Below are 12,216 nucleotides of genomic sequence, written 5' to 3' on the forward strand. Positions count from 1 at the left end.
GCACCTCCCGAAGACAATGCTTCTGCCGTTGCCGGCGAAGCATGTTTGCTCGATCTCGCTCGGCTACCATCTGGCGCTAGCTACATGCCGCGGCACGGGCGGGACGCTGACGTCGATGGACGAACTGACGCGCGCCGTCTACCTGTCCTATTGCTTGGGGAAGCTGGGCTACGGATGCGCTAGTGAGGTCTTTTACCGGGATGCGGAAGCGCACCTCGAAATTGCGATTCGCCACGCGATTGCAGACGGGGTCTTCCATGTCGGCCCGCATGGCGCGACCGCGGCGGTGTTGCGCGTCCTGGACGGACAGCTTGCGAGCGCACAGACCCTGCACGTGGTTGAAGCAGGCGATCGCTTGGCCCGATGGGTCGCGGGCACGTACCTCAAGTCGCCGTTGACGCATAAGTCAGAGGTTTCTGGCTGACAATTGGGGGTGCGTTTCGGCAGGGACCGCCTAAAATAAAACGGTCTCCCCCTTTTCGAGGCTCATGTCATGAACACCTACTCTCGCCCGGCGCTGATTGCGCTGCTCGGTGCGTCGTCTGTGGCCTCGGCGTATGGGCAACCCTCAATGCAATCGTATGATCCATCGGCCCCCAAAGCACGCGCTCAGGTAATCGCCGAACTTAACGAGTGGTTTGCCGCCGGTTTCAATCCGCAAGAATGGTACTACTACCCCGAGAATGCTCTATCTGCTGGGCGCCTCGTCGCGCAACGACGCGCCGAGACAGCGCCGATTCAGCAGTAGCCGCCTCGTCGGATAGTCGGTGAAGGCTGGCTTCCCGGCCTCTCCAGGGTGTACGTGCGACTTCGTTTCAGGGCGCTGCGGCTCGCCAGTTCAGTTGCCGCGGGTCCTTTTCGCTTTTCAATTCCGGCTCCCGTATCGCGAGAGGGCCGCCCGAATCGAGGGTTGAAGTCGCACGGATCTCCGGACGGGGCGCCAGCGCGCGCGAGTTGTCGCACCGTTGAGTATTTCTCGGCGCAGCCGCTCGGTTTCTGCCTGCTTTCCAAGACGGGGGCGCCCCGGTCCTGGCCGCTCATTTCGCGCGGATTCCCGCTAGATGTCCTGTCGCGCCGCAAAACGCTTAGTGGCCCAAATGTCTTCCATCAGGCGTTAATGCGGCAGAGTCTAACCAGTCCGCAGGTTAAATCTCCGGCACAATGCCTTGTCCAACAGACGGGTGGGCAGGAACTTGCTGATATGCCACATCGGATTGAGCGGATAACGCGCCTTCGGCCTCGGTTTGAGCAATGCGTCGCGAATGACCGCGCTGACCGTCTCCACCGGCTGCCCACGGATCGCCGCCACGTTCCCGACTTTTTCCATTGCCTCCATCGCCGCAGAAAAATCGGTGGCGGCGTAGCGTGAATAGACGTCGGACCGACGGGCCTTATCCCAGATGGGGGTGCGAATCGGACCGGGTTCGATCGCCGCCACATGAATTCCGTAAATTGACAGCTCTCGACGCAAGCCATCAGTCATGGCTTCCACCGCAAACTTCGATGTGGAATAGGCCACAGCCATGGGTGTGGCGACGCAGCCGGCATTCGAACTGACGTTCACGATGCGCCCCGGCGGATGGGCGGATCCCCGTTTGGCACCGAGCAACGGCAGAAACGCCTGGGTGACGCGCAAGACACCTGTAACGTTGATATCGAGGAGACGCTTGAAATCGCTGACCGGCATGTGCATCAACGGTCCGACAGGCGCGATCCCCGCGTTGTTGACCAGACCCGTCAAACCGTGTGAGCCAACCATAGCTTCGACCGTTGCGACGGCCGCAGCGATGGCGTCTTCGTCGGTCACGTCAAAGACGAGCGGACTAAAGCCGTCGCCCAGCGCCTGACCTACCCGTTCGCCATCCTCGACGCTGCGTACGCTGCCAAAGACGTGACAGCCGTTGGCGATCAGTTCGCGCGCGGCGTCGTAGCCGATGCCTGTGGATGTTCCGGTGACCAGTACATATTTGTTCATTGACTCTTCCCGATCAGTCCCATGATTGATTGCGCTGCGACGAAGTGGCGGACGTGGACCGCGTCACGTGTACCTTCCATGCAGCTTGTGTACTGAGGTGGGTGCATTGTCCTCAGATCCATCAAAGCGCGACCTGGTCCGCGCCCTTGAGCTGCAAAATTTCGCGCGCTTCATCGGGCGTGGCGACCTCCAGGCCCAGTCCTTCGAGAATCTGGCGCACCTTCCTCACCTGCTCGGCATTGCTTTTGGCAAGCTTGCCTTTACCCAGCCACAGACTGTCTTCCAGCCCCACGCGCACATGGCCACCCATGGAAGCCGCCATCGCCGCGATTTTCATCTGGCTCGCGCCGGCACCGAGCACCGACCAGTGATATTCCCCGCCGAACAGGCGGTCGGCGGTGCGCTTCATATGCATCACGTCGTCCGGGTGTGCACCGATGCCGCCGAGGATGCCGAACACTGTCTGGATGAAGAAAGGCGCTTTGATCAGGCCGCGCTCGGCGAAATGTGCAACGTTGTACAGATGCGCCGTGTCGTAGCACTCGAACTCATAGCGCGTGTTGTTCGGGCCCAGTTCCTTGAACACGGTTTCCAGGTCACCGTAGGTGTTGCGGAAGATCAGCTCCTTGCTGCCTTCCAGGTAAGGACGCTCCCACTCGTGCTTGAACTCGTTGAAGCGGTTAAGCATGGGAAAAAGTCCGAAATTCATGGTGCCCATATTCATCGAGGCGATTTCGGGCTTGAACAGTTTGGCCGGCTGCATGCGCTCCTGCACCGCCATGTAGGGCGAGCCGCCTGTAGTCAGGTTGAGGATGGCGGGACTTCGCTGCTTGATCGATTTCAGGAAGGGCGTGAAGGCCTCCGGACGCTGATCAGGTTTGCCCGTCTGTGGATCGCGCGCATGCAGATGGACGATGGCTGCGCCTGCCTCGCAGGCCTCGACCGCCGCGTCGGTGATCTCCTCGGGCGTCACCGGCAGGTAAGGCGACATTGAAGGAGTATGGATCGCGCCCGTCACGGCGCAGGTGATGATGACTTTGTTCTGGAGTGTCATGTCTGCCTTCTATTAGCGTGAAGACGGAGCCACAGGTGCCGGCGCACCACGCCGGCACCGTCGGGATGAACTCGCACGTCCGACGTCACGCAGCGCGCAGCGGAACGTTTTTCTCACCCGCTTTGCGGTTCGGCGTCATGCCGTTGGCGGCCAGGGTTTCGTCGGCATCTTTGTACCAGGTGCCGATGCGGTAGATTTTCTTTGCTTCCTTGCCGTTGGCGATCTCGCGGCCCAGTTCCTGGGCGATGCGCACGGTTTGCCGAACCTGCTGCACCGAGGTCATGCGCTTGCCGTGCTGGTCGATCAGGGTGTCCTCGATGCCGCAGCGGGCGTGCAGGCCCATGGCCAGCGCCATCGTGTTCCACGGAAGCACGTTCTTGAACAGCGATTCGGCGGTAATCGTGCAGCCGTCCGGTGCACGCTGGATGAAGTCGAACAGATTGTACGGATGCGGGCCATGATGACCGCCGCCGATGCCGATGCAGGTCAGGTTCAGCGGACCCGTGTAGACACCGCGACGCACCAGACGGTCCAGCGATTCAAGCGCATGCATGCCGACCAGTTGGAAATGCGGCTGGATGCCGGCTTTCTGCAGGCGGCGCAGGTGCTCTTCCACCCATGCCGGGCCGGCGGGAACAATCATTTCACTGTAGGCCTCGATCACAGCCGGCTTGTCGAGCGAGGTGCCTTTATAGTATTCCGGGTAGATCAATTCCATGATGTTCATCTGGATGGTATTGATCGCCACGGTCACCTGGTCCGGCTTCGGGTCAAGATCGGCCAACGCGTGACGGGTATCGTCCGACAGCCACTTGGCGGCCTGGCCCTCGTCTTCCGGCGCGAATGAAATGGAGCCTCCGACCTGGATGATCATGTCGGGCACCGCCTTGCGCACGCCGGCGATCAGTTCATTGAACATGGACAGGCGCTTGGAGCCCTTGCCGTCGAGCTCACGTACGTGCAGGTGCAGCACGGTGGCGCCGGCTTCGTAGCATTCCACGGCCTTGTCGATCTGTTCTTGCATGGTCACCGGAATGTCTTCCGGGAAGTCTTCCGGCATCCACTCGGGTCCATACGGGGCCACCGTAATGACCACTTTGTCCATGTTTTCCGGGTGCAGGGAATCGTCTAGAAATTGCATTTGTGTCTCCTCGATGGGTACGGCGGATGGGACAAAGTATCCGCGAAGGAGAGAGCGCCAACTTGACATTCCGGGGCATTGATTTTACATTTTGGGGCATACGTGGAGACCCCCTATGCTGAACCTGCTGAGAAGCTCAACCCTGACGAACTATGTCGAGGTTGCACGCGCTTCCGGTCTGGATCCCTATCGGCAGTTGCGCAAGGTCGGCATCAGCAAATCGGCGTTACTGGATCCGGACATCAAGATCGCGGCGAAATCCGTCAGGCGCCTGCTCGAGGAGTCCGCCCAGGTTGCGGGCGTCGAGGACTTCGGACTACGCATGGCCGAGACCCGTCAACTGGAGAACCTTGGACCGCTGGCTATTGCCCTGCGCGAGGAACCAACGCTGCGCAAGGCCTTGAATTCGCTGGTGCGCTATTTCGGCTTGCACAACGAATCGCTGGTCTTGCGCATCGAGGAAGCGGACGGCGTGGCGATTTTCAGTCAAGAACTGATAGATGCGCGAGGATCGCTGCGGCAATCCGTCGAGCTCGGCGTTTGCGTGATGTACCGGATACTGAAGCAGCTCCTTGGAGCGGGCTGGAAGCCTCGCGGCATCTGCTTTACGCACAGCGCGCCGGCCAGCCTGGCCACCCACCGGCGCTTGTTTGTCGGTACGTCGGTTCTGTTCAACCAGGACTTCGACGGCCTCGTATTGGCCGAAGCGGATCTCGATGCAGCGATCATGTCGTATGACCCGGCCTTGGCTCCTCATGCGCGGGAGTTCCTCGATGCGAAAATGGCCCAGTCGGACGCGACGATGCCCGAGAAAGTCAGAAAGCTGGTGTTCGCGCTGCTGCCCACAGGAGCGTGCGTAGCCGAACGTGTGGCGCAGGAGCTTGGCGTGGACCGCAAGACCATGTACCGTCATCTGGTCTATCACGGTCACAGCTACTCGACCATCGTCGATGCGGTTCGGGTCGATCTGGCGACCCGATACGTTGAGAACCGCGAACGGCCGCTGTCAGATGTGGCGACGCTGCTGGGCTTCGCTTCATTGAGCGCTTTTTCGAGATGGTTCTCGGGTCGCTTCGGTTGCAGTGTCTCGAAGTGGCGCCGCGAATGACCGGCCTGTCCCGGAAATTCGCGGAATGGAGTCGGCGGCCGTCGCCGCCGGCGACACCATATCGTTGACAGATCCACAATCCGCTGCATTGGCTGGCGATCGCTCAATCCCCCCTTCACGCCTTGCGATGCAGAACATCAGCAAACCCAGGCATTGCAGGATCGCCATGCCCAAAGCCATGTAGAGTGTGCTGCCGAGCAGTATCGGCACGAGCAATGCGGAGGACAGAAAGTTTCCGGATTGCTGGACGGTGACATAACAGCTGGACGCCAGCCCGCGCCGCTCCGGGAAACAGTCAAGAGCCATCACTTGCAGACTGGGCTGGGTGATCATCATGCCGGCCGCAAAGATGGGCAGCGCCACCAGACTCCACGGCAATGGCGATGCGTGCACCGCGTTGACGCCGATGTTGATGACGCCGGCGGCGATCATCACCATATGGCCCAGCATCACGCTACGCACCGGACTGCCCTGCCCGGCGATACGGTGTGCGATGGCCGCGCCGGCGATCAGGCCCACCACGATAGGCACAAAAAGATAGCCGAAGGACTGCGCGCCGAGGCCAAGATGCTTCACCACGAAGGTTGGCGCAGCCAGCACATAGAGGTAGATGCCAAGATTGACCGCCGCGTTGGCGAATGCGAGCGCAACGAAGCGTGGGTTCGCGAACAGGGTTGCGTAGGCCCCCGCGAGTGCAACCGGATGCAAGGGGTGGCGGCGGGACGGCGGCAGGGTCTCGGGCACGAGAAACCAGCTGATCACCAGCAGCGATGCCGACAGGATCGCGAGGAAGATGAAGATGCCGCGCCACCCGGTCCACAGCAGCAACCAGCCGCCGCAGACGGGCGCGAGCGCGGGCGCAAGCGCGAAGATCATCGCGACCAGCGCCATGATTTTCTGTGCGTCGGTACCATGGAAGACGTCACGCACCATTGCCCGGCCGATAATCACACCGGCCCCGGCGCTCATGCCTTGCAGTGCCCGTCCGGCATAAAGCAGCGAAATGCCTGGGGCGGCCGCGCACATCAGCGAGCCGACCGTGAACAGCGCGTTGCCGAGCAGAATCATCCGGCGACGGCCCGTTGCGTCGGAGATTGCGCCGTGCCAGGGAATCATCATTGCGAATGGCAGCAGGTAGGCTGACAACGACTGCTGGATTTGCGTCGGACTGGCATGTAGCGCCTGCGCCATGGCAGAAAACGCGGGCAAATACGTGGCGATCGCAAACTGACCGAGCATGGACAGTCCCGCGACGAGTACGACGATCGTCCCGGTGCCAGGCTCCTGCTCTGCCATCTCCGCTGTCTGGTTTCGAGTCGACATTCAACCGCCCAGATCGAGGTTCGCCGCAAACCCTCGGCTCGTACCGTCTTGCGCGGCCGCGCAGAAGGCAACGCTCAAACTTTTAAACCGTCCTGTCGTTCTTGCGCTGCCACCGCATGTCTTGACGAATCCGGAATGAAGCCTGTCCCAGTCCGACGCCGACAGATGGCGCCGTGCCGCCGGCAGTATGACTCCTAGTTCCCGTCCCCGGGCGGCCCATATTTGCCGTGCGTATTGCTCAAGCGCTACCGCGAGGGCGGCCACCGCGGACTCGCTGTCCAGCGGCTGCGCGATCTTCGACTCAAGATCGTCAAGCAGTTTGTCTTCGCGCTGTCCGAGAAGCAGGAGTTCATCTATTTCAGCGCGCACGTCGTCAATGCGTTGCCGAAGCGGGCCGAAAAACCAGGCCTCCTTACAGCATCGCAGTGGATGCACGGTGTCGCGCACGTGGTCGACAACCGCCTGCATGCCCGCCCGATATGGGTCCAGCGTTCGCTGTCGCAGCGGATCCGGGCTGCTCAAAAGGCAGAGCCATTTGAATAAAAAGGTGATGAGTCGCTGGTATTCGGTATGTAGCAGATCAAGGGCGGCAACGCGAGGCGGCAGGCAGCCGCTCCCGAACGTCAAAACCGGAACGGATGCGTGCGAGAGCATATCGATCGTCGCTGTCCCGTTTTCAGCAAGCTGCTTGGGTTCACTAACGATAACAATAGCGTCGCATCCGGCGATTTGCGCTGCATTCAGGAGCTCGTGTGCAGGCTGCGCGGCGAAGAGCGCCCCGGCCCGGGTCGGTATACCCATTGCATGCGCGGCGGCTTCCACCCGGGCCAGAGCTTCGCTCGCCCTGTGCTCCCGACGTAGCTGATCCAGCGGACCATCCGGCACGCCTTGCGCGTACCAAAGGCTGATCCGCGCGCTATTTGCGCTCGCAAACTGTAGCGCCTGTATGGCCGCCTCCGAGCAGTGATCGCTCGAATCAATGGATACGCCGAGATGATGCAGCATGTAGTCTTTCGTTGGTCATCGAGCCGCCATGATAGGAAAAATCGTGCGCAAAATCCCCCCCATTGGTTGGGGGGGAACGGACCGCAGAACCCGCTAAATGCGTAAAAAGCGCCGGACATGGTCCGTTATATAATCAGCAGGCCTTTCAGCCTGCCCGCCTCCCGTGAACGTCGGCACGTTCGGCAACGGTACTATCGGCCCCAATCGGATGACCAATCAACAATCTGTCGCGAACCCCGAAGCGACCCTGAAGATCAGCCCGCCCCGTGCGCCGCGGCACATGCTTGCCCGCGCGCGCCTGAGCTCGGACTGCGAGCGTTTCCGCAATTGCGCCGTGACCATCGTGCAGGCGCCGCCGGGGTTCGGCAAGACATCCCTGTTGATCCAGTGGCGCCAGGAATACCTGATGCACGGCAGCGCTGTGGCGTGGGTCTCGATTGACGGCCACGACGACCCCAGGCGCCTGCTCGCGAGCCTGACGCTGGCAGTCCGCTCCGGATCAGGGCGCACAGCATTCGGCAGACGCCTGCTTGAAGGGGGCGCGTTGCCAGATGCACCGATTGAAGGAGTCACAGCATGGCTGGCCGAAGTGGCTCGCACCGCGCTCGATATTGTGCTGATACTCGACGAAGCGGAGCAGTTGCCGCAGGCTAGTCTGGAAGCGCTCATCTACCTGCTTGAGAATCTGCCGGCCAACCTGCGCATCGTGATTGCCTCGCGCGCTGGATTCGAGAAGGTCATCGCACGCCTGGGCCCCTATGGCCAGTGTGCAGCGGTGGATGCCGCGGCGCTTCGCTTTCGCCTCGATGAAACGATCGCGCTGATCGGCAGCCGGTTGGGCGCCGTGGTCGATGCCGATGCTGAGGCGAGCGCCAGATTACACGACATCGCGGAAGGCTGGCCACTCGGCTTGCAGATTGGCCTTGCTGCGATCGCTGACAGCGATGACCCGGTCGCGAGTATCGACGCCTTTGCCAGCAGCACCGGCGGCATTCGTGAGCAATTCATTACGGCGCTCCTTGAACGGCTAAGCAGCGAGGACACCGAGTTCCTCACCCGTATTTCGATTGTCGACCTGCTGCACGAAGATTTGTGCGAAGCCCTCACCGGAGCCAAGGATGCGAAGCAGCGGCTCTTGCGCCTCGCTCGCGAAACGCCGCTCTTTTTCAGTGCTCAAGGACGCGGTCAGTGGTATCGCATGCACTCGATGGCACGTGAAGCAATACGCGCGCATCTGACTATCCTGCCGCCTGCAACGCACAGTGAGCTGCACCGCCGCGCGATGCATTGGCTGGCGGACCACGGCATGACCGAAGCTGCGGCACGCCACGCGCTGGCGTGCGGGCAGGAGGAAACCGCCTACACGCTCGCGCAAGGATCTCTGCACGATGCGGTAACTCAGGGTCAACTTGTAGCTGTACTGGAATGGCTCGAATGGCTACCGGAGCCTGTCCTGGATCGCCATCCGCGCCTGCGGCTTGCCATGGCATGGGCGCTGGCGCAGAGCGACCGTCAGCAGGAGGCGGAAGAGCAGGCGCAGGCTATTCTGCGCAGCACAGAGCCTGACGAGGCGATGCGCTACGAGATCGATCTCATTCTGAGCGCAGCCGCCTATTTCGCGGATGAGCCAGACCGGGCCGCGCGACTGCTCGATCGCTGGGGTGATACACCGCCCGTCAGTGACTCGTGGCTCCTGCAGGTTCATGCGAACCGACTCGCCGTGCGAGCTGTCATGGAGGGCGAGTACGCGAAGGCCCGCCAGCTCCGGCGGCACATGCCGCGCGGGAATGCCAGCGCTGCCTATCGGTACGTGGTTCGCTGGCGCGCTTACACGACGGGCCTCGGCTATCTGCTCCAGGGGCAGATGCTATCGGCCGAGCGCACGCTGCGCCCGGCCCTTGTCCAGGCAGACGACGACCTTGGCCGCCGGCACCCGTTTTCCTGCATGATGGCCGCGCTGCTCGCCACCACGCGTTTCAAACGCGGCGATTTTAATGAAGCGGCCGCGTTGCTGGCAAACCGGCTGGATGTGCTCGAACGCAGCGGAACACCCGACGCGGTGATTTTCGCCTATCGCACCGCCGCGCGGGTCTCATCGGCCACCGGCGCGGAGCACCGGGCCTTCGACCTGCTCGAGACACTCCATGCAATCGGCACCGCGCGGCGCATGCCGAGGTTATGCGTGGCGAGCCTGACCGAACAGATCAGGCTCCACAGTGGTCGCTTCCGCTCGGCGTCCTGCCGCACGCTCGCCCGCCGACTGGAACAGATTGTCGCGGAACATGCCACCGCCGATTCTCCCCTCAAGCGTCGTGCGCTGCTCCTGCATCAGCATATTGCGCAGGCTTTCGTGGCAATTGCCGAGCAGGACTGGACTGCCGCCGACCGTGCTCTCGCGTTGGCCCAGCAAGGCACCGACGCGATGAAGCTGGGCGGGGTCGGCGTCGATCTGCTGACGTTGCACGCTTTCGTGCTGGACCGTCTCGGCAAATGCGGAACCGCCCTGCTGCGCGAGGCCGTGGATCTGGGCGCGGCATACGGAATGAGTCTCACGGCGCCCGACCTTCATCCGGCGTTCGCGGAATGGTTGCATGAGCGCGGAGCGGATGGCGCGCCGCGCCTCGCCGATGTCGGCCCACCCCTGCCGCCAACCGTTGCCGTTTCACCCGCGCCAGGGCGGGATGCCGAGCCGCGCGTAGCGCCCAGCATGGTACTGACGCCGAAGGAGCGCAGTGTGCTGGAGCTGACTAGCCGCCACCTCACCAACAAGGAGATCGCACTCGCGATGGGCGTCGGCCAGGAGACAGTCAAGTGGCATATGAAAAACCTCTTCATCAAACTCGACGCGACGTCGCGCCGGCAAATCGTGCGCCGCGCGCAGCTACTGGGCCTGCTGCAGGAAACCTGAACGGGGGAAGCACCCCGGAACCACAGCTGAAGAGAGGCGACACCATTCCGCGCAACCCTGACGGTTGCGATATCAATTAAATCGACAAGCCGCGCTGGCGCCGTCCCAAGGGCGACATGGTTAGCCCATCGATCCGGCTCGGGTCCTTTTCTCTTTATACGTTGGGACGCTTCCATGGTGGTTGTTATCGCAACCATCGATCGAAATATCCGCAACCCGTCATTTTCTGTCACCAAGTTGCAACACGGATAGGCGGTGTCGCCCCCTTCCGGCAGTGCGCGGTCGCCTTGAGCATGCCGCGAAAGCCGTGCCGGATATGGCTGGACAGCGCTTACCGCGCCCCGGTATTGCCGATAACCCTCCCCCCCAAGGGTGGGGGGAGTCGAGCTGCGTGGCTGTACGTATGCTCCTCTAGACATGCAGCGCCCATATGTTGCACGGGCGCTCTGTACCTAAGGGTTGAACAACGCTACGCAGGAGACCACATGAAGTTGAGGATTACCGGAGCCGCAGCACTTCTCGCGTTCGCGGCATCCGCGCACGCGCAGTCATCGGTGACGCTCTATGGCGCAGTTGACTCGGGCCTGCTCTGGCAGAACACTTCGGCAGCAAACTTTCTGCCGAATGCAAAAGCAAACCCGAACCTGGGCCACGTGTTCCAGTTCAAGGACGGCGGTGTCTATGCGAGCATCTTCGGGTTGAGGGGCACGGAAGACATCGGCGCCGGCTACAAGGTCAACTTCAAGCTCCAGGGCACGTTTAACAGCGGCAACGGCAAGTCCGGGCTGGCCAGCTCGCCGGGAGCAAGTTCGATGTTCACGCAGGTCACGACGGTCGGCGTGTCGGGGCCGTTCGGCCGGATCGATGTCGGTCGCCAGTTCGCGCCAATGGCTTACGCGATGGCGGAAACGGATGTGCGCAACGCACAGTACTTCGGCAGCGTCCTGACCGCATGGTTGACCATGAACACGGCGGCTGGCTGGCCAGGCACGAGCACGAACGGCCAGATCGGCGCACTTTATGACGACAATGCGATCGTGTATAACTCGCCGTCTTTCCATGGTCTGTCGGCCGCGCTCCAGTACGCACCGGGCGGTACGCCGGGCGCGTTCCAAGGCGGCACGCGCGAATCCGCCGTGCTCAAGTACTCGAACTTCGGTCTGAATGCCGATGCAGTCTACTACAACGGCCATGACGCCAACCCTTATCTTGGCGCCAGTCCCACCCCGCTCCATCCGGCGACCGGCCTCAACAACAACCGCTTCGTGTACCTGGGCGCGAAGTACACGTGGCGCGGCCTGTCCGTGTCCGGCTCGTGGAGCAACGGGCGCAACCCGGCAGCTCCAAACGGGAATCCCGCGATTGGCGCGATCTCGGGCGATTTCGACATGTTGACGGGCGGTATCGGGTATCGCTTTAGCCCCTCGTTCGACATCACGTCGGGCGTCTACTACGTGAAGGACGAAAAGCACAACCAGAACCAGTCGACCCTGTACGTGCTGGGCGGCAACTACAACCTTTCCAAGAGGACGTCGCTTTACGCTCAGGTAGGCTACGTCTCCAACCGCGGCGCGATGAACCAGGAGATTACCTACGGCAGCCCGGTGGCAGTGGGGAAGAACACCGCCGCAGGCAACGTGGGGATCCGCCACTCCTTCTGATTTTGGAACCGGGTTCGCGAGCCGTCTGCTCGCGAACCTCG

General features: G+C 62.0%; 10 protein-coding genes. 5 read left to right on the forward strand and 5 right to left on the reverse strand.

All coding sequences use genetic code 11. The features are described from left to right. Positions 1 to 16: 16 nt before the first annotated feature. Both OKW29_RS02970 and OKW29_RS02975 read left to right on the forward strand, forming a co-directional pair. Entirely contained in the window at positions 17 to 424 is a 408-nt protein-coding gene (locus OKW29_RS02970) for a hypothetical protein (protein WP_429289922.1), read from the forward strand. Positions 425 to 493: 69 nt separating this feature from the next. Beyond that, the gene (locus OKW29_RS02975) at positions 494 to 748 is read left to right on the forward strand and encodes a DUF4148 domain-containing protein (protein WP_090811392.1); all 255 of its coding nucleotides are present in this window, start codon (positions 494 to 496) and stop codon (positions 746 to 748) included. A 381-nt stretch (positions 749 to 1,129) separates the two neighbouring features. Here the strand turns inward: OKW29_RS02975 and OKW29_RS02980 are convergent, their stop codons facing one another. From OKW29_RS02980 to OKW29_RS02990, 3 genes are all read right to left on the reverse strand, one after another. Beyond that, positions 1,130 to 1,975 (reverse strand): SDR family oxidoreductase, encoded by an 846-nt coding sequence (locus OKW29_RS02980; protein ID WP_429289923.1) that lies wholly within the window; start codon positions 1,973 to 1,975, stop codon positions 1,130 to 1,132. 121 nt (positions 1,976 to 2,096) lie between these two features. Further along, positions 2,097 to 3,029: a 3-keto-5-aminohexanoate cleavage protein gene (locus tag OKW29_RS02985; RefSeq protein ID WP_090811396.1), complete on the reverse strand. Its 933-nt coding sequence runs from the start codon at positions 3,027 to 3,029 to the stop codon at positions 2,097 to 2,099. 85 nt (positions 3,030 to 3,114) lie between these two features. Continuing rightward, positions 3,115 to 4,170 (reverse strand): 3-keto-5-aminohexanoate cleavage protein, encoded by a 1,056-nt coding sequence (locus OKW29_RS02990; protein WP_429289924.1) that lies wholly within the window; start codon positions 4,168 to 4,170, stop codon positions 3,115 to 3,117. Positions 4,171 to 4,285: 115 nt separating this feature from the next. Between OKW29_RS02990 and OKW29_RS02995 the strand changes: the two genes are divergently transcribed. Continuing rightward, on the forward strand, positions 4,286 to 5,278 hold the full coding sequence (locus OKW29_RS02995; protein ID WP_429289925.1) for an AraC family transcriptional regulator: 993 nt from the start codon (positions 4,286 to 4,288) through the stop codon (positions 5,276 to 5,278). Here the strand turns inward: OKW29_RS02995 and OKW29_RS03000 are convergent. Together OKW29_RS03000 and OKW29_RS03005 are read right to left on the reverse strand one after the other, a co-directional pair. Next, a complete protein-coding gene (locus tag OKW29_RS03000) occupies positions 5,207 to 6,574 on the reverse strand; it encodes a multidrug effflux MFS transporter (RefSeq protein WP_429289926.1) in 1,368 nt (455 codons plus the stop codon). The genes OKW29_RS02995 and OKW29_RS03000 overlap by 72 nt on opposite strands. A gap of 27 nt (positions 6,575 to 6,601) precedes the next feature. Continuing rightward, positions 6,602 to 7,606 carry a universal stress protein gene (locus tag OKW29_RS03005; RefSeq protein WP_429289927.1) on the reverse strand — a complete coding sequence of 335 codons (1,005 nt, stop codon included), beginning with the start codon at positions 7,604 to 7,606 and terminating at the stop codon, positions 6,602 to 6,604. A 163-nt stretch (positions 7,607 to 7,769) separates the two neighbouring features. Here OKW29_RS03005 and OKW29_RS03010 point away from each other — a divergent pair, with 163 nt between their 5' ends. Both OKW29_RS03010 and OKW29_RS03015 read left to right on the forward strand, forming a co-directional pair. After that, positions 7,770 to 10,514, forward strand: a complete 2,745-nt coding sequence (locus OKW29_RS03010) for a LuxR C-terminal-related transcriptional regulator (protein ID WP_429289928.1) — start codon at positions 7,770 to 7,772, stop codon at positions 10,512 to 10,514. A gap of 485 nt (positions 10,515 to 10,999) precedes the next feature. Continuing rightward, complete coding sequence (locus tag OKW29_RS03015; RefSeq protein WP_090811406.1) at positions 11,000 to 12,175, forward strand: porin; 1,176 nt, start codon at positions 11,000 to 11,002, stop codon at positions 12,173 to 12,175. Positions 12,176 to 12,216 lie beyond the last annotated feature (41 nt).

This window comes from Paraburkholderia sp. CI3 (genome assembly GCF_050436505.1).
Taxonomy (GTDB): domain Bacteria; phylum Pseudomonadota; class Gammaproteobacteria; order Burkholderiales; family Burkholderiaceae; genus Paraburkholderia; species Paraburkholderia tuberum.